Origin of the sequence: uncultured Pontibacter sp., from assembly GCF_947495565.1 — a bacterium.
Classification (GTDB): domain Bacteria; phylum Bacteroidota; class Bacteroidia; order Cytophagales; family Hymenobacteraceae; genus Pontibacter.
On record NZ_CANLZM010000002.1, the window covers coordinates 90,426 to 114,484 of the forward strand.

Annotated in this window: 19 protein-coding genes; 11 read left to right on the forward strand and 8 right to left on the reverse strand. The window is 49.5% G+C overall.

Annotated elements, in window-relative coordinates; all coding sequences use genetic code 11:
• Positions 1 to 34: 34 nt before the first annotated feature.
• The 5 genes from Q1B04_RS02575 (at position 35) to Q1B04_RS02595 (ending at position 4,212) form a co-directional block, all read left to right on the forward strand.
• The gene (locus Q1B04_RS02575) at positions 35 to 451 is read left to right on the forward strand and encodes a hypothetical protein (protein WP_299755181.1); all 417 of its coding nucleotides are present in this window, start codon (positions 35 to 37) and stop codon (positions 449 to 451) included.
• Positions 452 to 544: 93 nt separating this feature from the next.
• On the forward strand, positions 545 to 955 hold the full coding sequence (locus Q1B04_RS02580; protein WP_299755184.1) for an EVE domain-containing protein: 411 nt from the start codon (positions 545 to 547) through the stop codon (positions 953 to 955).
• Between the two features lie 101 nt (positions 956 to 1,056).
• The gene (locus Q1B04_RS02585; protein ID WP_299755187.1) at positions 1,057 to 2,553 is read left to right on the forward strand and encodes a hypothetical protein; all 1,497 of its coding nucleotides are present in this window, start codon (positions 1,057 to 1,059) and stop codon (positions 2,551 to 2,553) included.
• A 174-nt stretch (positions 2,554 to 2,727) separates the two neighbouring features.
• Positions 2,728 to 3,276, forward strand: coding sequence for a bifunctional pyr operon transcriptional regulator/uracil phosphoribosyltransferase PyrR (gene pyrR / locus Q1B04_RS02590; RefSeq protein WP_299755189.1), 549 nt, complete (start codon positions 2,728 to 2,730; stop codon positions 3,274 to 3,276).
• 12 nt (positions 3,277 to 3,288) lie between these two features.
• Entirely contained in the window at positions 3,289 to 4,212 is a 924-nt protein-coding gene (locus Q1B04_RS02595; RefSeq protein ID WP_299755190.1) for an aspartate carbamoyltransferase catalytic subunit, read from the forward strand.
• 118 nt (positions 4,213 to 4,330) lie between these two features.
• On the opposite strand, the gene Q1B04_RS02600 is transcribed toward Q1B04_RS02595, so the two are convergent.
• The 4 genes from Q1B04_RS02600 to Q1B04_RS02615 all read right to left on the reverse strand — a co-directional run bounded on the left by Q1B04_RS02600 (position 4,331) and on the right by Q1B04_RS02615 (position 9,156).
• A complete protein-coding gene (locus Q1B04_RS02600; protein ID WP_299755192.1) occupies positions 4,331 to 5,800 on the reverse strand; it encodes an OmpA family protein in 1,470 nt (489 codons plus the stop codon).
• A 390-nt stretch (positions 5,801 to 6,190) separates the two neighbouring features.
• The gene (locus Q1B04_RS02605; RefSeq protein ID WP_299755194.1) at positions 6,191 to 7,480 is read right to left on the reverse strand and encodes an aminopeptidase P N-terminal domain-containing protein; all 1,290 of its coding nucleotides are present in this window, start codon (positions 7,478 to 7,480) and stop codon (positions 6,191 to 6,193) included.
• A gap of 93 nt (positions 7,481 to 7,573) precedes the next feature.
• Positions 7,574 to 8,128, reverse strand: coding sequence for a hypothetical protein (locus Q1B04_RS02610; protein WP_299755196.1), 555 nt, complete (start codon positions 8,126 to 8,128; stop codon positions 7,574 to 7,576).
• Positions 8,129 to 8,145: 17 nt separating this feature from the next.
• A complete protein-coding gene (locus Q1B04_RS02615) occupies positions 8,146 to 9,156 on the reverse strand; it encodes a glycosyltransferase family 9 protein (RefSeq protein ID WP_299755199.1) in 1,011 nt (336 codons plus the stop codon).
• Between the two features lie 171 nt (positions 9,157 to 9,327).
• Between Q1B04_RS02615 and Q1B04_RS02620 the strand changes: the two genes are divergently transcribed.
• The 4 genes from Q1B04_RS02620 to Q1B04_RS02635 all read left to right on the forward strand — a co-directional run bounded on the left by Q1B04_RS02620 (position 9,328) and on the right by Q1B04_RS02635 (position 15,442).
• Positions 9,328 to 10,113, forward strand: a complete 786-nt coding sequence (locus tag Q1B04_RS02620; protein WP_299755201.1) for a hypothetical protein — start codon at positions 9,328 to 9,330, stop codon at positions 10,111 to 10,113.
• Between the two features lie 675 nt (positions 10,114 to 10,788).
• Positions 10,789 to 12,021 carry a pitrilysin family protein gene (locus Q1B04_RS02625; protein WP_299755204.1) on the forward strand — a complete coding sequence of 411 codons (1,233 nt, stop codon included), beginning with the start codon at positions 10,789 to 10,791 and terminating at the stop codon, positions 12,019 to 12,021.
• A 102-nt stretch (positions 12,022 to 12,123) separates the two neighbouring features.
• Positions 12,124 to 12,768, forward strand: coding sequence for an O-methyltransferase (locus Q1B04_RS02630; protein ID WP_299755206.1), 645 nt, complete (start codon positions 12,124 to 12,126; stop codon positions 12,766 to 12,768).
• A gap of 301 nt (positions 12,769 to 13,069) precedes the next feature.
• Positions 13,070 to 15,442 carry a LysM peptidoglycan-binding domain-containing protein gene (locus Q1B04_RS02635; protein WP_299755208.1) on the forward strand — a complete coding sequence of 791 codons (2,373 nt, stop codon included), beginning with the start codon at positions 13,070 to 13,072 and terminating at the stop codon, positions 15,440 to 15,442.
• Positions 15,443 to 15,613: 171 nt separating this feature from the next.
• Here Q1B04_RS02635 and Q1B04_RS02640 read toward each other — a convergent pair whose 3' ends face one another.
• Entirely contained in the window at positions 15,614 to 16,933 is a 1,320-nt protein-coding gene (locus tag Q1B04_RS02640) for an MFS transporter (protein ID WP_299755211.1), read from the reverse strand.
• A gap of 294 nt (positions 16,934 to 17,227) precedes the next feature.
• Here Q1B04_RS02640 and dnaE point away from each other — a divergent pair, with 294 nt between their 5' ends.
• Positions 17,228 to 20,851, forward strand: coding sequence for a DNA polymerase III subunit alpha (dnaE, locus tag Q1B04_RS02645; protein ID WP_299755214.1), 3,624 nt, complete (start codon positions 17,228 to 17,230; stop codon positions 20,849 to 20,851).
• Positions 20,852 to 20,943: 92 nt separating this feature from the next.
• Here the strand turns inward: dnaE and Q1B04_RS02650 are convergent, their stop codons facing one another.
• Positions 20,944 to 21,945: a hypothetical protein gene (locus Q1B04_RS02650; protein ID WP_299755216.1), complete on the reverse strand. Its 1,002-nt coding sequence runs from the start codon at positions 21,943 to 21,945 to the stop codon at positions 20,944 to 20,946.
• Positions 21,946 to 22,369: 424 nt separating this feature from the next.
• Here Q1B04_RS02650 and trxA point away from each other — a divergent pair, with 424 nt between their 5' ends.
• Entirely contained in the window at positions 22,370 to 22,696 is a 327-nt protein-coding gene (gene trxA / locus Q1B04_RS02655; protein WP_114783039.1) for a thioredoxin, read from the forward strand.
• A 63-nt stretch (positions 22,697 to 22,759) separates the two neighbouring features.
• Here trxA and Q1B04_RS02660 read toward each other — a convergent pair whose 3' ends face one another.
• Together Q1B04_RS02660 and Q1B04_RS02665 are read right to left on the reverse strand one after the other, a co-directional pair.
• Complete coding sequence (locus tag Q1B04_RS02660) at positions 22,760 to 23,428, reverse strand: hypothetical protein (RefSeq protein WP_299755224.1); 669 nt, start codon at positions 23,426 to 23,428, stop codon at positions 22,760 to 22,762.
• 91 nt (positions 23,429 to 23,519) lie between these two features.
• Positions 23,520 to 24,026, reverse strand: coding sequence for a YetF domain-containing protein (locus tag Q1B04_RS02665; RefSeq protein WP_299755227.1), 507 nt, complete (start codon positions 24,024 to 24,026; stop codon positions 23,520 to 23,522).
• Positions 24,027 to 24,059: the final 33 nt, after the last annotated feature.

Here is a 24,059-nt window from a genome sequence, read left to right on the forward strand (position 1 = left end):
TATAATTTATCCTGCACCCTATCCTTTGTAGCCTATGCTGTATTACGAAAAGCTATCAAAATCAACTCGGACCAGGGCGGCTATGCTGCTGCTTCTGCTGTTTATGGTGCTTGCGGTAGTCGATCTGTTTATCAGCTTTTTCGGGGGATTGGTGCTGGGGGTGCTGCTGGTGCAGTTCGAGCTGGAGGTGCTGCGTTTCTTTAAACGATCATCAGCCCTAATTCCAAAGCAAAACGGGACCTGGAAACGTTACAGCAACCTGAGCCGTGAGTATAAGATGCTGTTGAAAGCCGGCATGCTTTCTATTGTGTTTATACTTATGTTCGCCGGAGTGCTGCATACTTTCTGGGGAGGTTTATTTAGCGGTGTGCTGCTGGCCCTGCTAGCCGACAATGCCATACGTTACCAGCAGCAGCGCAGCAGGCAGCGTATCACAGTTAAAAAGAATTAGCGCCGCTCTAGCTGCAAGTATAAATCAAACCAAAACGAGCAGGAAAGGTTGCCTAAGCTAAGCTATTCAATCATACTTACATATTCATATAAAATGCAACACTGGTTAGTAAAATCAGAACCTGAGACATATTCGTGGGCCAACCTGGTGAAAGACGGCCGCACCATGTGGGATGGCGTGCGCAATTACCAAGCCCGCAACAACATGCAGCAAATGCAGCCCGGCGACCTGGTGCTGTTTTACCATAGCGTATCCGAAAAGGCCATAGTCGGCATTGCCAAAGTAGACAAGGCTGCTTACCCAGACCCAACCGCTGCAGAAGACAAGGGCAAATGGGTGGTGATAGATCTCGTGCCTTTCCGCGATTTTAAAGAGCCTGTAACACTGGAGCAGATAAAAAAGGATGGGCGCCTGCAGGATATCGCTTTGCTGCGCCAATCACGCCTGTCGGTGATGCCGCTAAAGCCCGAGGAATTTGACGTGTTACTGGCTTTAGGCAACTAAACCAGAAAAACCGGCCAAAGAACAACGAATAGCAGCTATTTGCAGTAAAATGTAAAAGCTGCTATTTTTATACTTTTCCGCCACCAGATAGCACTCACACTATGCTATACATACGTTACTGCCTTGCCCTGCTGTTCTCCTTTATACTTTTGCCGCTGCTGGCGCAAAACACTCCTGCACAGCCCAGCCGCCTGGAGCTACCCCTTCAACCGGAAGATGTGGAAATAGAGGTGCTCGCCCTGCCGGACAGCAGCCTGCTTGTGTACCATAAAATCAGTAACCTCTGGGAAACTGAAGCTACTTTTTACTTTACAAAATACAACAGCAAGCTAGAGGAAGTATGGACGGACACTGCCAACATTGCGCCTGACAACAATTATATACGCAGCTATACTGTAGGGCCTTATACGTACATGGTGTTTGGCGGCGAAAGCCTGCGCGATTATACTTTTGTACGCCTGCACCACAAAGCCAGCAGCCCCATCTGGCACCGGCAAGTGGAGCTAGAGCCTTTAGAGGCGATATACGAGTTTGTTGTGCTCAAGCATAACTTCTTTATTATCGGGCGAAACATCAAGGATAAGAAGTCGCTTTTGCTGCACCTCAACCCTGAAACTGGTGAAGCCACGCCGCTTCCGTCTATTTACGGGGAGGAATCTTCTTTTTCGGATATGCTGGCTGACCATAAGGAGAACCGGGTGGATGTTGTTATTTCAGAGTCTAACGGGCGTGTGGCCAGGCTGCAGGTTAAAAGCTTTGATGCCAACGGAAAGCTCCTCAACAACTATTTTATACTTCAGAAGGAGGATAAAAGCCTGCTGAACGCAGAAGTAACCCGCGGCGACTCTACCCAAAAGATGCTGATTGGCACCTACGGCACACGCGATCTGCGCTTCTCCCAAGGTTTTTTCGCGGCACCGCTCGCATCGCAAATGGTAGAGGGCAACTTCTACAACTTCCTGCAGCTAAACAACTTTCTTAAGTACATGAAGCCCCGCCGCGAGGAACGAAGCCGCCGCCGCGAGGAAAAGCGCCTGAAGACCGGTCGCGCCTCCAGCTTTAATTACCGTCTCCTCCTCCACGACCTGATAGAAACACCCACAGGATACATTCTGGCCGCTGAGGCTTACTACCCGCAGTACAGCAACCCGCGCAACAGCCACATGGGTATAGACCAGAATACGCTTGCCGTGTACAAGATGGCAGACGGATACAAGCGGAGCCACGCCGTTGCCTTAGGCTTCGACAAAAATGGGCTGCTGCTCTGGGACAACACTTTCCCGCTAATCGGCCTTACTACTTACGAACTGACGCACACAGTTGAGGTACAGCCGCTGCCCGACGGAAGAGCAGTGATGGCCTACCCGGATAACAGCAAAATCGTGTATCAAATAATGGACGATAACCGCTATAACGACGAAAAAACAGAGGTGGAGCTACTGCCTTACGAGGAAAACGAGAAAATACAAACCACTGAGTATCCGGGCATCATCCGGTGGTACGGCAACAGTATGGCTGCTTTCGGATTTCAGCGCATCAAAACAAAAGGTGAAGGCCTGCGGCAGGTTTTCTTTATCAATAAAATCACGTTTGAGTAGATTCCCGGTAACCTTCGACCCTCCCTGAATTCCAGCTTAGTAAAGCTAACCAAACAATCTCTTCCAAACTCCTAAACTCTCTAACTCCTTAAATCTCTAACTTCCCAACTTTCTAACTCCTAAACTTCCCAACTCTCCCAATCCTTTCTATATTTGCATTTAATACTCCCGGCTATGCAGAAAAGACTCATCGTAAACCACCAACTGCTCGAAATAATGGTGATGCGCCTGTGCCATCAGCTCATTGAGAACCATGGCGACTTTTCTGATTCTGTGATCCTGGGCCTGCAGCCGCGCGGCAAGTATGTAGCGCAGCGCATCCAGGCTACCCTGGCAAATATACTTGGCAAGCAAGTGCCCACCGGCCTTCTCGACACCACCTTTCACCGCGACGACTTCCGCCGCCGCGAAATACCTATCGCCGCCAATGCCACTAAAATCGATTTCCTGGTAGAAGGCAAAAAAGTGATTCTGGTGGATGACGTGCTGTACACGGGCCGATCGGTACGTGCCGCCCTGGATGCCATGATTGCTTACGGCCGCCCCGCCAGCGTAGAACTGCTGGTGCTGGTAGACCGCCTTTACACACGTCACCTGCCCATACAACCCACTTACGTGGGGCGCCAGGTAAACTCGCTGCAAAGCCAGCGCGTGCTGGTAGAGTGGAAAGAGCAGCAGGCCGAGGAGGACGCCATCTGGCTAATTACCAAAACCGACGAATAAACTTACTTATACATGCAAGAGCTCAGCGTCCGGCACCTGTTAGGTATCAAAGACATCACCCCGCAAGACATCCAGCTCATTTTTGAGACTGCCGATAATTTTAAAGATGTACTGAACAGGCCGATTAAAAAAGTGCCTTCGCTGCGCGACATTACCATCGCCAACGTCTTTTTCGAGAACTCCACGCGCACGCGCCTCTCCTTTGAGCTGGCCGAAAAGCGGCTCTCTGCCGATGTGATTAACTTTAGCAGCAGTGGCAGTTCGGTAAAGAAAGGCGAAACCCTCCTGGACACGGTAAATAATATCCTGGCCATGAAGGTGGACATGATCGTGATGCGTCACTCTAGCCCCGGCGCGGCGCACTTCCTTAGCAAGCACATCCCGGCCAATATTGTAAACGCCGGCGACGGCACGCATGAGCACCCAACACAGGCCCTGCTTGACTCCTTCTCCATAAGAGAGAGACTGGGCGAGGTAGCCGGTAAAAAGGTGGTGATCATCGGGGATATTCTGCACTCGCGGGTGGCGCTCTCTAACATTTTTGCACTGCAGAAACAGGGAGCCGAGGTAATGGTATGCGGCCCGATTACGCTGCTGCCAAAGTATATAAAGGAGCTGGGCGTGCAGGTGGAGACCAACGTACGCAAGGCGCTGGAATGGTGCGACGTAGCCAACGTGCTGCGCATACAGCTGGAGCGCCAGCAGATGAAGTACTTCCCGTCGTTGCGCGAGTATACACTATACTATGGTATAGATAAGAAGATGCTGGATAGCCTGAACAAGGAAATAGTGCTGATGCACCCAGGCCCCATAAACCGAGGCGTGGAGCTTAGCTCTGATGCCGCGGACTCACACCACTCTATTATACTTAACCAAGTGGAAAACGGCGTGGCTATACGTATGGCTGTGCTCTACCTGCTTGCCCAGAAAGGGTAAAAACACAGAACACAAGTATAAGCCTTGGCTCAAAACCATCAGCTTATACTTTAAAGTATAAAAACAGAAAGCCCCGCCGGCATGTGCCAGCGGGGCTTTCTGTTTTTATTTACTCCTGTTATTCCATGTTCAACTGCATGTCCGGAGTGTTCATTTCAAAGCCTACTCTTCTGTTCTGAGCACGCTCTCTTTCAGTTCTGCGACGCGACAGACGCTCGTTCACTTTTACAAGTGGCTGCGTTTCGCCGTATCCTTTGGTCACTAGTCTGTCTGGGTTCTGCACACCTTGCTGAATCAGGTATTCCTTCACAGCTTCGGCTCTGCGCTCAGAAAGCGCCTGGTTGTACTCTTCAGAACCGATGTAGTCAGCGTGGCCTTTAATCAGCAGCACGTGGTCTGGGTATTTCTGAAGTGCCATGGTAATGCTATCCAGCAACTGCTTGTAGCTATCCTGTACTCTTGCTCTGTCAAACTCAAAGCGTACTTTTTCTTCAATCAGTTTCTGAGTGGCTGCATCTAACTCAGGGCAACCTTTGGTTTCTGCAGTACCGGCAGAGTTAGGGCATGCATCCTCGTTATCCGGAACACCATCACCGTCAGAGTCTACTGGGCATCCATCCGGGCCAACCTGTACACCGGCTGGAGTATCCGGGCAGTTATCTTGTGCATCAGCTACACCATCGTTGTCAGAGTCTGGGCAACCGTTTGTGGCTGCAGTACCAGCCTCATCAGGGCACTGGTCGTTTTTGTCAGCTACGCCGTCACCGTCGCGGTCAGGGCAACCATTCAGGTTTGCTACGCCAGCCTCAGCAGGGCATTCGTCCTGGTAGTCAGCTACACCGTCACCGTCTGTATCAACAGGGCAACCGTTTTTGTCAACCTGCACGCCGGTTGGGGTGTCAGGGCAGTCATCTCTTCTATCCGGCACACCGTCACCGTCTGTGTCTGCGGCTCTGCCTAAGTTAAAGCCAAGGCCCACGTTGTGCATCAGGAAGCGGTCGTTATCCCCCACATCTACACCGTCAATTTTATCCTGCCCAATAATCATGTAGTTGGACTCTATAAAAGCACTTACGGCATCAGAGAAGCGGAAACGAATACCGGCACCGCCTTTTAATGCGCCAGAGAAAAACTTATCGTCGTCAGACGGTGATACCATACCATTGGAAATGGCATCTATTTTACCCCAGGCACCACCACCACCAACTTGCAGGTATGGGCCGATAAAGGCATCCTCTGGCAGAATGTTGCCATACATTTTAAGGCGAACAGCCAGCATGGCAGTACCCAGCTGAGAGTCAAATCTGTTCATGTCAGACATTTTAGACTCAACGCCACCGTACGTCAGGTGCAGGCCAGCATCAAAAGAAGGGCTTAAGTAGCGGTTCAGGTTTAGGCCACCGCCCCATTCCAGCTTATTACTTTCAAAGAACTGGTCCTCCAAGTCTCCTTTGTACTGTAAGGCACTTCCGTATATTTGAAGATTAGTTCTTTGGTCTGAGCTTTGCGCAAATACATCGGGGCCTGCTATAAGCAGAAACACGAGTGCGAAAGCGAGCTTCTTAATTTTTGATAAATGTGTTTGCATGATTCTACAAAGTATATGTTGATATGACAATACGTGCATGTTTTGAAACGAGTTTGTTTTGTTCCAAAAAATTTCTTCCCGTAACCGGAAGCTTATTTGGCTTCCTTACATGCCTTCTCATAATTAGATAATGTTCGCCCATAGGCACCTTAAATATTCAAGTAGAACATAAATCACTGTGCACCATCACCTAAAATTCACGGTTTGAGCCGCTGTGATAGGACAGTTCGTATATTTATACTTCAAACTGAAACCAACGCGCAAGGTTTTATACTTCAAAATATTTTGAAGCAAGCGCTATAAATTTAAAGTGAGTACAACAAAAAAGGCTGTCGGTATTTACCTACAGCCTTACTGCTTTTGCACCAAACAGCTAAAATTGCCCTGCCTTTACTTCTGCATCAGCCGCTCAATGTCGTCAGCCTCCAGCGGAATGTTTGCCATCAGATCTTTGGGCCCGTTGTGGGTTATCAGAATGTCGTTCTCCAGGCGTATGCCTATCCCCTCCTCCCGAATATAAATACCCGGCTCGCAGGTAAACACCATTCCCTCCTCAAACGGGCGGAATTTGTTGCCTACATCATGCACATCCAGGCCCAGGTGATGAGAGGTGCCGTGCATAAAGTACTTTTTGTAAAGTGGCCTGTCAGGATCCTGGTTACGCACGTCGCTCTCGTTTAGCAGGCCTAGCTTAATCATTTCATTCTCCATCAGGGCACCTACAAATTTGTGGTACTGGCCCAAGGTGTTGCCGGGCACTAGCATTTGGATGGCCGTTTGCATTACAGTCAGCACCGACTCGTATACTTCGCGCTGACGCTTGGTAAACTTGCCGTTTACGGGCACTGTGCGTGTCATGTCGGCGGCGTAGTTTGCATATTCGGCTCCGAAATCCATCAGCAACAAGTCGCCGTCTTTGCACTCGCGGCTGTTATCGGTGTAATGCAGGATGCAGGCATTTTCGCCGGAGGCGATAATCGGCTCGTAAGCTGGCCCTTTGGAGCGGTTGCGCAGAAACTCATGGTGAATTTCGGCCTCAATCTCATACTCCATTACGCCGGGTTTAATAAAGCCCAGCAGCCTTCTAAAACCTTTCTCGGTAATGTTACAGGCCTGCTGAATCAGCTCTACCTCCCGCTCAGACTTGATGGCCCGCAGCTGGTGCATAATGGGAGCGCTACGCTCATACTTGTGCAGCGGATACTGCTCTTTCATTTTTCTGAGGAAGCGGGCATCGCGGGTCTCCACCTCCACCACGGCACGCAGGTGCTCGTTAGTGTTCAGGTAGAGGCGCTCGGCCTCAAATGCCAGGGAGTGCAGCACCTGCTCAAACTGGTGTGTCCAGTAAATAGTATGCACACCCGATACCTCCCTTGCCTGCTCCTTGGTTAGTTTATAGCCCTCCCAGGTCAGGATGTGGTCGTTGGTTTCGCGCACAAACAGCACCTCCTGCAGCCGCTCGTCCTTACAATCAGGGAACAGCAGCAGTATACTTTCCTCCTGGTCCACGCCGGTCAGGTAGAAGAGATCGCTGTTTTGCCGGAAGGGCATGGTGCCGTCGGCGTTTGTGGGCATCACATCATTGGAGTGGAAGATGGCGATGGAGTTTGGTTTTAGCTGCTTTACAAAGTTGTGGCGGTGGTTGATAAAAAGCTCCTGCCCGATTGGCTCGTATTTCATGTAGTTTTATTATGTGTAGGCGGTATAGTTTATACTTCTAATTTACTGTAAAACTGCAGGTGAGGCAAGTATAGTGTGCGGGGGAGTAGAATACTAGCCTGCAGCTGGCATCTTCTGGCCTACTCTTACCCAAATACCTATACTTATACCTAAACCCACTAATGTTTGCCAACAGATAAAGAACAGACCCGGATCTTCTATAAAACCTGTTAAGGAGTTTGCGCCAGGTAGGTATAGCTCAATTAGCTGAACAATAAACCCAACTACAAACCCTAAAACCACTGTTACGCCCAGACCAGCCTTTAAACTCCTCATGTTAATGTATAAACTGTTGACCAGAAACATAAGCCCTGCTGAAATTGCTGAACTCACAATCATTCCTGCCTGACCATTCTTAAATATTTGCGTAAGCCCAACTCCAGCTAATACAGAAACAAAAAATACCGGCAAGGTTAACATTAACCCTAATCCAACAGCTTTTAACTTATTTGTCTTTACTTGACCAAGATTGGCTAATATAATGAGTAATGTAAAAAAGAAAGGGCTGATGAGTGGTACAAGGTCTTGGTCAATTATACTAAAAGCGCTTGTAGCCACTACAAAACAGGCTACTGTAGTGATAAGAATTCTTTTTATATCGGCCGTCACCTCCACTCCCAAACCCTCTAGCTCCCCAACTCTCTAACTTTCAACACTTCCAGCAGCTGCTCATTCCTGATCTCGCGGGCGCATTTGAAGTGGCCTTGCGGGCAGGCTTTGTAGCCGTGCAAGCCGCAAGGGCGGCAGTAGAGCGGCTCCTCCCGCTCCACCACCTCGGCAAAATCGGCCAGCGGCCCGAAGCCAAAGCGCGGCACCGTGGAGCAGTAGATAGCGCAGGTCGGAGCATTCAATGCGGAGGCCAGGTGCATCGGCCCGGAGTCATTCACGTAGTTCAGCACCGCATCGCGCATCAGGGCCGCCGACTGCAGCAGGTTCAGCTGTCCGCAGAGGTTTTCCAAGCGCTGGCTTATACTTTGGCTGATAATCTCCTCGCAGTGCTGCTTATCGGCTGGTGAGCCTAGCAGGTATACTTTATACTTTGGATCGAGGCTGTTGATGAGCTGCACCCACTGCTCCTGCGGGTACTGCTTGGTGAACCAAACCGAAGTGGGCGCCATGCAGATAAACGGCTCCTGCTTCAGGTGTTCTACTTTGGCAAAATCGGTTTGGCTTGGGTACAGCTTTGGCTTGGCGGCAATGGCGTTGGTTATACTTTGGATAAGCATATTATTACGCTCCACCTCGTGCGTACCGGACTTTACATCGTGCACATAGCGGCGCGTGAAGAGCCGGGAAAACGGGTTCTTCTCAAAACCCACTGTTTCTTTGGCCCCCGAAAAAGCGGTTAGCAGACCGGTAGCCCCAAAGCGCTGCACGTTTACTACCAGGTCATACTTCTCGGCACGAATCTGCGAGAGCAGCCGCATCAGACTTTTATACTTGCCGTCCTGCTTGTTCCAGACTAGCACCTGGCGCAGCAGCGGATGGTCTTTCAGCAGCCCCTCGTTGCCTTTGCGCAGCAGGAAGTCGAGCTGCGCCTTAGGGTAAAAAGCATACAGCTTCTCCACCAGCGCCGTCGCCAGCACTACATCCCCCAAAAAAGCTGTTTGTATGATCAGTATCTTCATTTTGCCCATTTATCTGCCACAGACAAATCTACATTAAAGCGGCCTTAGTTAAAAACGCAATAGCAGGCGGCTGCTTTTAACTCATTAATCTGAATATTTCACTAAATCTATCGTTCCCTGCTTGTTAATGCAGCATGCTTTATTTAAGTTGGCAGACTTTGCCGCTCAGAATATAATTTTATGACTATACCCTTTACCGCTCCCTCTCTTCAGAAAAGTATAAAACAGCTTATATTACTGCTGGCGTTGCCTTTGCTGCTGGCTGGCTGCGGCACTTCTGCGTACATGCCTAATGTGCCGAATGTGCCGATGTTTACCAAAAAAGGAGAGTTGAGCGCAGGTGGCCATGTTACGCCTAAAGGCAGCATCACGTTTAACACTGCCTACGCCGTGTCAGATCATTTTGCTGTGCTGCTGAACGGTTCTATGCTGAGCAGCGACCGCCGCAAACGAGACATGCGCCACAACCTGTTGGAGGCCGCTGGCGGCTACTACACCACTTTTGGGCCGGAAAGCAACCGTGTACTGGAGATTTACGGAGGCTTTGGCGGCGGCAGCTCGGAGCGCACCGAAAAAGAAGAAGACAAGGAAACCGGCGAGATGAGTTACGAGCGACACGAGGCCAACTTCAATAAGTATTTTGTGCAGGTAAACTTCAGCTCTAAGCGTAAAAAGTCGTTGCGGCTGCTGAGCCGCGAGTTCCCGTTGAACTACGGCACCGCCCTCCGCGCCAGCTATGTAGATATGCACGACTATTCGCTGAACAACGTGCCGGGGCAGCTAGAGGACAATATTTTCCTGGAGCCCATCTTTTATACCCGCCTTACGCTTAACCCTGCGGTGCAGCTGCAGTACACCAGCGGCACTACCATCGGCCTTAAAAACCGCGACATTCTTACAGCGGCTTACTCTGTGTTCTCGCTTGGTTTCGTGATTAATGTGGGCGGGTTGGAGAAGAAGAGGTAGGTTTTCTGCGGTTATACTTTATACTTAACTAGCTGCACCATCTGGCTTAACTAGCACCATCTGGCGCGAGTTTTTAACTCGTGTTTTAATATGGTGTTGAATTTGCAACTCAACTGGCTTAAAAAGCCATACTTCGTGCTTTGGCTATACTTTTAAAGCTGCTTCCATTGCTTGATTAGGCTTCTAGCCTCTGTTTACACTACCATACCGCAGCTTCCCACGATTTGATGTAAGCTATACTTTCTTGCTGCTGCTTATCCTCAGTCTTACAAGCGGCTCATTTCATTTCATACTTTGGCTCCCTCTAGCCCGGGAGGGCTCGTCTTTCCGCATCGCACTGGGACCTTTTCCTTTGCTCCTGCGTCGCAATGCCTCGCTCTCGCTCGGCACCGGAAAAACTCCAAAGGCGCTCTTTTCGAGGGCCCCTACCCCCACGGAAAGACTGGGATCAGTTTTCGATAGCCACAGCCATTCAATTGGAACTGGACTCCCTCCCCTGTTTTTAGGGGAGGGTTGGGGTGGGGTGAAGCTCCCCTCCTTAAACAAGGAGGGGCAGGGGTGGTTGGACCCGGTACTGCAAAACCTGCCATACTTCCCGTTCACTGCAATCCTCCTCTTTCCTCCGAAAAAATCCGCTACTTTTTCCGTACCTTTGCAGGCTAATTTTAGAATTGAATGCCTGATTATCATATCCATACTTTACAAAACGGAATTAGAGTTGTACACAAGCAGGTGCTGCATACCAAAATAGCCCACAGCGGCTTTGTCATGGACATTGGCAGCCGCGATGAGCTGCCGCAGGAGCAGGGCCTTGCCCACTTCTGGGAGCACATGGCCTTTAAAGGCACCGAGAAGCGCAAGTCGTTCCACATACTTAACCGTTTAGAGACTGTAGGCGGCGAACTCAATGCCTACACTACAAAAGAGAAAATCTGCTTTTACAGCTCCGTGCTGGATAAGCACTTCGAGAAATCTTTTGAGCTACTGACTGATATTACGTTTCACTCTATATTTCCGGAGAAGGAGATCGAGAAAGAGCGCGGCGTGATACTGGAGGAAATGGCCATGTACCTCGACACGCCCGAAGAAGCCATTGTAGATGAGTTTGACGCCGTGGTGTTTGACGGACACTCGCTGGGCAACAATATTCTGGGCACGCGCGAAAGTGTTTCCGGGTTTCAGAAACAGGATTTTTTAAGTTTTATTGAGCGAAACCTGAGCACCGAGCACCTTGTGTTTTGCTCTGTGAGCAACCTGCCATTCGAGAAAGTGCTCAAGCTGGCGGAGAAATACCTGAACGATATTCCGCACATAAAAAAGAGCCTGAAACGCGCTCCTTTTACAAGCTACCTGCCCAAGTCTATCACCATTGAGAAGCCTATCTCGCAGGCGCACTGTGTTATTGGCTGCCCGGCCTATGCCTTGTCTGACGACCGCCGCATCCCGTTCTTTATGCTGAACAACCTTCTGGGCGGCCCCGGCATGAACTCACGCCTGAACCTGGCTGTGCGCGAAAAGCACGGGCTTGTTTACACAATAGACTCTAACTACGCCACCTACATCGACACCGGTTTGCTGAGCATTTACTTCGGCACGGAGAAGAAACAGCTCAAGCGCACTACCTCGCTGGTGCTGAAGGAGCTGAAGAAACTTCGTGAAAAGCCGCTTGGATCGCTGCAGCTGCACACTGCCAAAGAGCAGCTGATGGGGCAGCTGGCCATGGCCGAGGAGAGCAATATGGGACTGATGATGATGCTGGGCAAAAGCATACTTGACCAAGGAAAGGCCGAGTCGCTGAACGAGATATTCGACAAAATCAGAAGTATAACCGCAACTGACCTTATTGATATTGCCAACGATGTGCTGCGCGAGGAAAATCTGAGCGTGCTGAATTATGTGCCTAGTTAATTGCTGATTGCTTATGGTGGGTTGTTTGAGATATACATTACAAGCAGTCCACAACAGAGCACCACATAAAAACCAATTAACAATCATCAACCAACAACCAAAATGGAGTTTATAGACGAAGAACTGCTGCGCTACTCCGAGGAGCATACATCGCCGGAGGGTGAGCTGCTGCACAAGATAAACCGCCAGACGCACCTGAGCGTCATGAAGCCGCGCATGCTTTCCGGGCATTTGCAGGGCCGTTTGCTGGCTATGTACGCTAAAATGATACAGCCGAAGCAGATACTGGAGATTGGCACCTATACCGGCTACTCAGCACTTTGCATGGCAGAGGGCTTACAGGAAGGTGGCACGCTCCACACCATAGACAAAAACGAAGAGTTGGAAGATCGCGTGCGGGGCTATTTTGATGAATCAGGGTACGGCGAAAGTATAAAACTATACATTGGCAACGCGCTGGAAATTGTGCCCACCCTGGATGCCGAATTTGACCTTGTGTTTTTGGATGCCGACAAAATAAACTATACCCGCTACTACGACATGGTAATTGACAAGGTGCGCTCAGGCGGCTACATTATTGCCGACAATGTGCTCTGGAGCGGCAAGGTGCTGGAAAAGTATAGAAAAAAGCTGGACGAAGACACCAAAGCCGTAATGGATTTTAACCTACATGTGCATCAGGACGAACGGGTAGAGAACATCCTGCTGCCTGTGCGCGACGGCCTGATGGTCGCACGAAAAAAATAAGATGAACGGAGAGGCACACCAAAATAGCCTCTCCGTTTTCTCACCCCTCCTACCCTAACCTTCTATACTTCTGCAGCTTAGCCCCTCAAGCCTCCCTTCGCAGAAAAAATCTACATTTTTCTCCTGAAAAAATAATGCAGGAACTTGGTCAGTCGTTTTAGAATACGAAGCTTTTTCCGTTAATTTTGCATTAGCTATATTCTATTCTGAACACATTAACATATAGACATTTACCTATAGTTAACTCAACAGAAAGTAGAGCCTCTTTATCACAGTTAATCAAACTTAAGCGTCTCTCGTTATGAGAAAATCCATTGCCACGTTTCTTGTACTCCTGCTGTTGCCTTTGCTGGCGCTGGCGCAGGGAGTAACCGTACCCAACAACATCTATTTTGCCGATATTCATCTGAAGATCTCGAACAGAGCGCAGGCTGAAATCCAGAAGAAGGTGGATGCCCTGCAGCGCAGCAATTTATACTTTCAGATGAAGGTAGATTTGGCAGATGCGTATTTTCCGGTAATTGAGCGTGTGTTTAAGGAGGAAGGCGTGCCAGACGATTACAAATACCTGGCTCTGCAGGAAAGCGGCCTGATTGGAGATGCCGTGTCTACCTCCAACGCAGTAGGTTACTGGCAGTTCAAGCGCGAGGCTGCCATGGACTTTAACCTCCGCATGGACCGCAATGTGGATGAGCGCCGCCACATTGTAGAGGCCAGCCGAGGTGCTGCCAAATATTTTAAGCGCAGCAACAACTACTACAACAACTGGCTTAACTCGCTGCTGTCTTACTACCTGGGTTATACGGGTGCCAAGGCCTACACCAAGCCCTCAGACAACGGTGCCAAGCAAATGGACATCACCGAAAAAGCGAATGATTATATTCTGACGTTTCTGGCACATAAAGTGGCTTATGATGCTTTTGTAGGCAAAGCAAACCCGCCGGCAGTATCGCTGCGTGAGTTGCGTGCCAATCCTGGCCAAAGCCTTTCTGAGATTGCAGTAGCTACCAAAACAGATTACAGCGAGCTGGAGAAGTATAACAAGTGGCTGCTTGGCAGCTCTATCCCTTCTGATAAAGACTATTACGTGATAGTGCCGGTGCGCAACGGCAATACCGTGAACCTGGTGGCATCTACCAAAGAAACCACACCAGTTTTACCGCGTCAGAACAGCGCAAGCAAAGCGTCTGCCGCCATGGTAAAGCGCAATAACCTGAACGCACTTGTAGCCCGCAACGGCGACACCAAAGACAAACTAGCGTTGCAGGCAGGCATTTCTACACGAAAGTTCCTGAAGTATAACGACATGCACAGTTTCGACAAGATTGTGCCAGGCTCAGCCTATTATATTGAGCAGAAAAACTCCACCGCCGATGTAGAGTTCCACGTGGTGCAGCCCGGTGAGACAATGCAGCTGATATCGCAGCACTATGGCGTGCGCCTGAACTACCTGCTGTTCAAAAACCGCATGAAGCGCAATGAGGTACCTGTTCCGGGCCGTGTACTCTGGCTGCAGAAACGCCGCCCTGCCCATACGGCTGTGGAGGTCCGCGAACCAAATAAACAAGGTATCGCTACGGCATCAGAAAAACCTTATGAGCCTGTAACACGTGCAGCCTCAGCTACCCCTAAGAAAGAAAACTTCTTTACCCGCCTCCTTAACAAGCTGAAAGGCGAACCGCAACCAGAAAGAGCAACAACAGCAGTAGCCACCGTGCCTGTTGCCGAGCAACCTGTGCCAGAGGAGGAAATTTATAAAGAAGAGACTGAAGAAGATGAAGCTACAGAGGAAGTTACTCCAGCTGCAGAAACTCCTGCACCAAAGGCTCCGGCTAACAAAAACGTTATACTTTACCCAAACACAGCTAAAACCGAAACCGCTAAAACTGAGGCAACAGCAGTGGAGGAAGAAGAAATGTTTGCGGAGCAAGAACCGGAGTTAGAGCCTGCTCCAGCTCAGGAAGTTGATCCGTTTGTAACAGAAGAAGCGCAGGAACAAGTGACTGTTACTGCTACCACACCAGCGGCTACTGCGCCAACTGCTACTGCACCTGTTAAAGAACCGGCACCAGCGCTCACGCCTGCCGCTCCCGTACAGCAGCCGTCGGCAGATGCAACTACCCATACAGTAAAGCAAGGCGAAACCCTTTATAGTATTTCCAGGCTGTATGCCGTTACTATCAGCGATCTGGTAACTTGGAACAATTTAGGCGAAACACCGCTCAAGCTAGGCCAGGAGCTACTAATTGCAGAGCCACTACAGCAGCCAGCCGCTTCGCCTTTTACCGAAGACGCCGCCGAAGTACCGGCAACCATGCTCAGCACAAACAGCGCTTACCATACCGTAGCAGCCGGCGAAACGCTGTACCAGCTATCCAAAAAGTATAAAGTGTCAGTAGATCAGTTGCGCCAGTGGAACAACTTGCAGGGCAGCAGCCTTAGCCTTGGCCAGGAGCTGCGTGTTAAAGCTCCTGCAGCACCTGCCGCCACTGCTGAGCCAGCCGTAACTGGCAGCAAAGCATCTGGCACTGTTTACCATACTGTAGCTGCCGGCGAAAGTATGTATCAAATCTCCCGCAAGTATGATGTTACCATAAAAGACATTATGGAGTGGAACAACAAGCCGGACTTTACTGTAAGCGCAGGCGAGAAACTGGAAATCAGGAGGAAGTGATTTTCTGATTGTCGGATGGTTGACTTGATGATAGAGGGCGTGGCTATACTTTGTATCTGGTGAGTTTTGCCACCAGTAATTACCCTGCCGTGAAGCCGGAACTACATATTGCAGGCAATTAGTAATCAACAGTTAGCAACTCAACCATCCAACAGTCTTACAATTAAAAAATTACCTCTTTTCCTGTGGGGCACTTAGGTTAGAGGCCGACTGCAGGCCAGTAGCTATTTCGGGAACGATACCGAGGCGCTCATATATTGGCTGAACCATTTGGCGGAGTTTAGGCAGGTTTACGGCAAAAGGCACAATGCTCAGGGCACACAGCAGCCCGCATCCGGCTAAAGTATACGCCACCCCAATCTGCTCCGCCACTGAGCCGGCCAGCATACTTCCGATCGGGGCCATACCCATAAAAGCGGTGGCGTACAGGCTCATCACGCGGCCACGTTTGTCATCATCTACCAGCGTTTGCAGCAGCGTATTGCAGGATGCCATCGTCACGATCATTCCAAAACCGCTGAACAGCATCAGCACCAGCGAGAGCAGCAGCACCTCTGAAAAGGAGAAAGCGATCAGGGCCAGGCCAAATACTGACATCGTGAAAATAATGACCTTGCCCAATCCTACTACGGACTTCCGCTGCGCCAGGAACAGCGCCCCACTTAATGCACCAAACCCGGAAGCGCCCATCAGGTAACCCAACGTGTTGGCACCGCCCTGCAGAATATCACGAGCGAAAACGGGTAGCAGCACTGTAAAAGGCATCCCGAACAAGCTCAGCAGCGCTACAATCATGATCAGCGCACGAATCGGAGGAAAACCAAAGGCATACTGAAACCCAACTTTAAGAGACTGCCATACCTTACGTTGCTGCTGCACCCGCTCAAAAGGCTTCAGCCGCAGCAGCAGCAACGACCCAATGACAGCAATATAACTGATCGCGTTGATCAGAATACAGATGCCCTCGCCTACGGCCGCAATAAGCAAACCAGCAATTGTTGGCCCCACCAAACGCGCCATGTTAAACAGAGATGAGTTTAGGGCGATGGCATTGCTCATATCTTCCCTCCGCTCTATGAGCTCCACCACAAACGCTTGCCGTGTGGCAATATCAAAACCGTTTATGGTGCCCAGCACCGCACTTAGCGCCAGTACATGCCAGATCTCAATAGTATTTGTCAGCACCAAAACTGCCAGCGTAGATGCCTGCACCATAGACAAGGCTTGTGTTACAATAAGCACCTTGTGCCGGTTAAACTTGTCGGCCAGCACACCGGCAAAAGGCCCAAGTATAAAGGATGGTATTTGGCTGGAGAAAGTAACAGCGCCAAGCAGAAACACAGAATCAGTGAGGCGGTACACCAGCCAGCTCAGCGCAATCTGCTGCATCCAGGTACCGACAAGCGATATGCCCTGCCCTATAAAAAACAACCTATAATTACGCGAGCTCAAAGCCCGAAACATTCCACTTAATTTACTTACTGCTGCCATAGTTCTAATCCACTGCCTTAGGGCAAGCTTATACTTACGTATCCATCAAGTTTAAGAGTTATTTTTTGACAGGAACATAATACAAAAGCATAAGACTATACATCTCACAGAAACTGCTCAGCTATTTGAGACTATCTGTCCCCGAATTTTGTTAAGGCAAGAGGCCGCTTTAGGTTTGGGAGCTGCCCCGATTTTCCGTAATTTTAACATCCCAAAAATGACCTGCAAGTATAGATTTTTCCGAATACAAAGGTCATTCTTAATTCTTCTTTCGTAATTCTTAATTCCCCATAAATGCCAGTTTTTTCGCATTTACATACCCATACTCAGTACTCGCTGCTCGACGGGCAGGCCAGCATCAGCGCGCTCATGAAAAAGGCGCAGGCCGATGGCATGCCCGCCGTCGCCATGACCGACCACGGAAATATGTTCGCCGCCTTCAACTTTGTGGCTGAGGCGAACAAGTATAACGTGAAACCAATTGTAGGTTGTGAGTTTTACTTGGTAAAAGACCGCCACCTTAAAACCTTCAGCAAGGAGGTAAAGGATGTGCGCCACCACCAGCTGCTACTCGCCAAGGATCAGGAGGGCTATCAAAACCTCGCTAAGCTTTGCTCGCTGTCATACATCGAGGGCGTGTACAGCAAGTGGCCGCGTATTGATAAGGAACTGTTACTGAAGTATAGCAAGGGCCTGATTGCGACCAGCTGCTGTATTGGTGCCGAAGTACCACAGGCTATACTTTGGAAAAGCGAGGCAGAAGCCGAGGAGATCTTTAAGTGGTGGCTCGATGTGTTCGGTGAGGATTACTACATCGAGATTCAGCGCCACGGGCTGCAGAACATCGACGGAACCGGCAAAAGCCAGGAAGATATTAACCAGGTATTGCTGAAGTGGGCGCAGAAGTATAATGTAAAGGTTATCTGCACCAACGACTCGCACTACGTGGACCAGGAAGACTGGAATGCGCACGACATATTGCTTTGCGTGAACACCGGCGAGGATCAAAGTACACCAGTTGGTGATTTCCAGACGAAGTATTACCGTTTCCTGTCGGATGACCAGAAGGTGATTTACGATACGGTGGAGAACGTGCGCGGTAAGTATAGCAACCACGCCAGCGTGCGCCAGATGCTGAACCGCATCGACGAGGCCGGTCCGAAAACACGCTTTGGATTCCCGAACGACCAGTTCTTCTTCAAGACGCAGGCCGAGATGAACGAGCTGTTCAAGGATGTGCCACAAGCCGTAGATAATACCAACGAAATTGTAGACAAGATTACGCCGCCACAGCTTAAGCGCGACATCTTATTACCTAACTTTCCGATACCGCCCGAACATGCTGGCCCGGATGCCTTTTTGCGCCACCTCACCTATGTAGGAGCCAAGAAACGCTATACCGATATCACCCCCGAAATTGAAGAGCGCCTGGATTACGAGCTGCGCATTGTGGAAACGATGGGCTTTGCTGGTTACTTCCTCATTGTGCAGGATTTCATCAACCGGGGCCGCGACATGGGCGTGTTCGTGGGCCCGGGACGTGGTTCGGCGGCAGGTTCTGCGGTAGCTTACTGCATCGGTATCACCAACATCGACCCGATAAAGTATAACCTGCTCTTCGAGCGATTCCTGAACCCAGAGCGTGTATCCATGCCCGATATCGATATTGACTTCGATGACGTGAACCGCCAGCGCGTAATTGATTACGTGGTAGAGAAGTATGGCAAAACGCAGGTAGCTCAGATTATTACGTTTGGTACAATGGCTGCGAAGTCGTCGATCAAAGATGTGGCGCGCTCTACTTCTTTGCCGCTTGCCGAGGCCAACGAGCTGGCCAAGATGGTGCCGGACACCCCGGGCACCACGCTGGCCAAGGCCTTCATGGAGAACCTGGATCTGGCCGCCATCCGCGAAGGCAACGACCACCGTGCTGCTGTACTCAAACTAGCTGAAAAGCTGGAAGGGTCGGTGCGTAACACAGGTATACATGCGGCAGGTGTGATTATCGCCCCGGATGATATCACCAATTACATCCCGGTTTCGACCTCCAAAGACGCTGACCTATTGGTAACGCAGTTCGACGGCAAGGTGATTGAGAGTGCGGGCATGCTGAAGATGGACTTTTTGGGCCTGAAAACCCTGACCATCATCAAGGATGCCATGGAGCTCATCAAGAAAAACCACGGCGTTGAGATTGATATTGACAACATTCCGATAGACGACGAGAAAACCTACCAGCTATACCAGCGCGGCGACACCATCGGCACGTTCCAGTTTGAGTCGGAGGGGATGCGCATGTACCTCAAGGACTTGCAGCCCACCAACATTGAAGACCTGATTGCCATGAACGCCCTGTACCGCCCGGGACCGATGCAGTTCATCCCGAACTTTATTAACCGGAAACATGGCCGCGAGGAAGTGGAATATCCACATGAGCTGCTGGAACCGATCCTGAATTACTCGCAGGGAATTATGGTGTACCAGGAGCAGATCATGCAAACGGCCCAGATTCTGGCTGGTTACTCGCTGGGTGGTGCCGACTTGCTGCGCCGCGCCATGGGTAAGAAGGACATGAAGAAGATGGCTGAGGAGCGTGAGAAATTCATTGCCGGAGCCGCTGAAATCCATAAAATCCCTTCAAAAAAGGCCTCTGAGGTGTTCGACGTGATGGAGAAGTTTGCCCAGTACGGCTTTAACCGCTCCCACTCTGCCGCTTACTCTATTGTAGCGTACCAAACAGGTTACCTGAAGGCGCACTACCCTGCCGAGTATATGGCCGCGGTACTCACTAACAACATGAACGACATCAAGAAGGTAACGTTCTTTATTGAGGAAGCGCGCAAGCAGGGTGTGCAGGTACTTGGCCCAGACGTAAACGAATCCTTGCTGAAGTTTAACGTGAACGAGGAAGGCAACATTCGTTTTGGTCTGGCGGCTATTAAAGGAACCGGCGAATCTGCCGTGGATGCCATCATCTCTGAAAGAGAGGCAAACGGCCCATACAAGGATATCTTCGATTTTGCGAAGCGCGTAAACCTGCGTGCCGTGAACAAGAAAACGTTTGAAAGTATGGCCCTGGCCGGCTGCTTCGACTCGTGGGAGTTATACCACCGCGCCCAGCTGATTGAGGTGCCCGAAGGCGAAAGTATGCCTTTGCTGGAAAAGGCGGTTCGCTTCGGCAACAGCTACCAGGCAGAGCAGCAGGCCGCGCAGCAATCGTTATTTGGAGGCGGAGCCGCTGTGGCAGCGCCTATGCCAAAAATACCGGAAGTACCTGTCTGGACCCAGGCCGAGATGCTGCGCCGCGAAAAGGAAGTGGTAGGCTTCTATATGTCGGGCCACCCGCTCGACCAGTTTAAGCTGGAAATCGACTCCTACTGCACCTGCTCCCTCGACCGCATCGAAGAGTATAAGAACCGTGATATAAACGTGGCCGGCATGGTAACAGACGTGGTGATTCGTACCGCCAAAAACGGCAATCCGTTTGCGCTGTTCACCATCGAGGATTACGACACCTCTATGCAGATGGCCTTGTTCGGGGAGGATTATGTGAAGTTCTCGCCTTACCTGAAGATGGGTTTATACCTGTTTATCCGGGGCAAGGTGCAGCTGCGCTACAAAACCGAAGACCAGTGGGAACTGAAGCCGCAGAACATCCAACTCCTGGGCGATGTGCTGGACAAGATGGCGCAGGGCGTGCAACTGAATATCAACCTGCAGCACTTTACACCGAACCTGGCCGAGGCTTTGGAAACTGCTATTGTAGAAAGTGCTGGTCAAAAACGCCTGGAGATTACGCTGCACGTGCCGGAGGAGAAACTCGCGCTGCCGACCTACTCCCGCAAGTATAGAATCGATCCTAAAGTTTTTCTTACCTCGATTAAAGACTTAGGCTTAGGCGAATGCAAGTTGATTTAGACTTAATTTAGCGGCCATGCCACTTAATTTTACAAAAAAACAGCCCCGGTAAACACTCCGGGGCTGTTTTTTTGTAAAACTATGGAAAATTACTACTGGTGCAGGTAAATTGCGGCGGCTCCGGCTACCTTTTTAGAATAGCCTGGCATTGGGTTTCCATCAGAAGTTGGCATTTCAAATATCAACACTTTGCCGCCTTCATTTGCTCTTTCAGCTACATAAATATGCTTGCTGTCTTCATCATAGGCTACATCCACGGGGTTGCCAAGCATGGTGTTGCTGCCTTCAATTCTTACCTGGGCATTTGCTCCTATAGTGCCGCCGTTGGTTGTGCCGCCAAATACTGAACTGAAGTTACTAATCACCACAATTGCGCCATCGTCTGCTACAGCTCCGTCGCCTACATCGGTCAGCACCATCTTATCATCCGCTTTAGAGTAAGTAATGCCGTGTGTTCTTACGATACCTTCTATGGTTACGCGCTTGGTTGGCTGAATCATACCGTTTGAATTGGAGAAGAAGTTCTCGAAGTATACAATATCGCTGGTGTTGTCTGCCACGGCCCATAAAGCGTTGCCTTCGGCATGGATGCCCCACAGGTTAAAGTCTACATCATAGGTGTTGCGGTAACGTATGCCGCTTGGAGTGCGCTCGTAAACGTACAGGCGGTTCATGTTGCCATTTAGTGCCGGGTCAGCGTCTTGGGCCACTACAATCAGATCACCGCTCACAGCTATTTCGCGGGCATTGGTAAAATCCGGATTACTGGTAGTTTTAATTTCCAAAGAGCCGTTACCTCGTTTCTGGTAAACCTCCAACCTGTTGGTGGTGCGCGATGCTAAGATAATTTCATTTCGCTCCTCGTTGTAGTAAATGCCGTCCGCATCCATGGAGGCAATGCTTTTCTGCTTCACGGTTACATCAGTTAAGCCATCAGCATCTACCATCGTCACCATGCCGCTGGTGTTGCTGCTAACATAGGCCATGCTGCCGTGGTCAGGAAAGTTAAAATCTATTTCGTCGTCTTTTTCGCAGGAGGAGAAGGTAAACAGAGCGGTAGCAAGCAATGTGCTGTAAGTTAATAAGTGTTTCATAGTATGATGTTTATAATATTAAAGCCATACTTACGATGCGGGTAATCCTTTAGGATTTCGCATTGACTCCCTTAAAACAGCTGTTCACCACATCTTTACCGCCAATTATTAATTTTCTTGAAATCACCAAGCCCCGGCAGCGTATGCTCAGCACCTCGGCCCTTACATTTACAGCAAGCGTGCAGGCGTTGTTTTATACTTCTTTGGATAATTGCTTGCTTTAAAAATTTTTATTGACAACATTTGTTCATACAAACAATTAGTATCCTATGGCTGTTACTATCGTAAGTATATAATTCGGTATTGCTCCCGAACCTTAACCACGACAGCTTGTCAGGTTTTGTAAGTTTGGGCCTGAATTTGCCAAACCTGTAATTGTTACTATATTTAACCATTGAAATAAACACAACAAAAAGATAAAATTATGGCTAACAAAGCGATAGAAATCACAGACGCGAATTTTGATGAGATCATCAATTCAGATAAACCAGTACTTGTAGACTTTTGGGCTGAGTGGTGTGGACCATGCCGCATGGTAGGACCGATTGTAGAAGAGCTTGCCGGTGAGTATGAAGGCAAAGCCGTTATCGGTAAAGTAGACGTGGACGCAAACCCGCAAACATCTGCTAAATTCGGTATCCGCAGCATCCCAACGCTTCTTGTTTTCAAAAACGGCGAAGTAGTTGACAAGCAAGTTGGCGCAGTTCCGAAGAACGTGCTGTCTCAGAAGCTAGATGCTCAAATGGCTTAGTTTTAAGCTTTTAAAGTATAAAACATAAAAGTCGGCCTTTCCTTTACCGGGGAGGCCGACTTTTTATTTAACCGATACTTCCAGCCGCATCATCAGGTTCTGGTAAAACGCTTCGCCCTCAGTTTGCTGCCTATATTTGGAAGGGCTTACTTTCATCCAGACTGGCTCATCTGTTAAAAAGCGATAAACATAAAACGGACAGGTATCGCATTCATTTGTCATGCCCACGTAAGGGCCGCTATTCAGCTTTGTAGCCTGTGGCCAGCTAACTGCAGCAAAAACGCCTTTCTCTGGAAGCACCAGGTTGTGGTGCGATACATCTATCCAATGCCAGTAAGTATTGTTTTTTGGCTCAAATGCTATAGGCACAGGCAACAACAGTGCACCGGGCAGCCCAGCAGAATCTACTGCATACAAGTATACTTGCAGCATGTTCGGCTTACTGAATAAATCCGGGAAAGTGCGTTTATGATAAATGTAGATGCCTACCTTATCAATAAAGCCAGTCCGGCCGTTGGCGGGAATGTGATAGGCGGTTTGGTAATAAGGATAATCTTTGTTTCCTCCGTGTCCGTAATCAGCTTTCATTTGCTTGGTTCCTAACACCTCCTTCCGGAGTTCAGGCCTTACCACCACCTCCTTTAGCTTTACTTGCCCCTGTTTCTCCTGGCCATAGCCAGGTAAGTTTAGCAGCAGTAAAAACGGTAAAAGCAGAATTCCGCCAAGGTTCATTTAAAACAAAGTTGTTTACAGTAGCACAAAGGGTAGGGCAAAGCCTTAAACCTACTATCTCTATAAACAAATTGAAAACAGGAACTGTTTGCTATTCCTCTTGATCTTTTAGAACCACACTGATTTTGCCGCTCCGCTCCAGGTAAGCATATTTAATGTCGTCTACGCCAGCATAGCTTCCAGAACTACGAATGGCTTCTTTTAAGTCATTTTTAGTAACACTGCTTTCTTCCATGGCCTCTTTTTGCAGCTTGCCATCCTTAACCAATGCCTTTGGGCGGCCTTTAATAAAATCTCCTATCCCAAAATCGCTATGGAAGGCAAAGGTGGCAAGTAGCTTATGCAGCATAACCAACGTAAAGGCGGCGGCAATTGTAGGCCAAAAAGGCGCATTGCCAGTAATGGCACGGCTAAGTATGGAACCGTAAATAATGCCGAGCACAATATCAAAAGCAGAGTTTTTTCCGAATATGCGGTGATTCCCGACACGGATAATCAGCAGGGCAGCAATAAAAACCCCCACTGCTCTGGCAGACATTTGCCACCACGTGAGGGTATTATCATGAATACCAAAAACAAGTTCAAACGTTTCTCCCATACTTCTGAAAACGCAGGTCTACGGGAGAGAGTT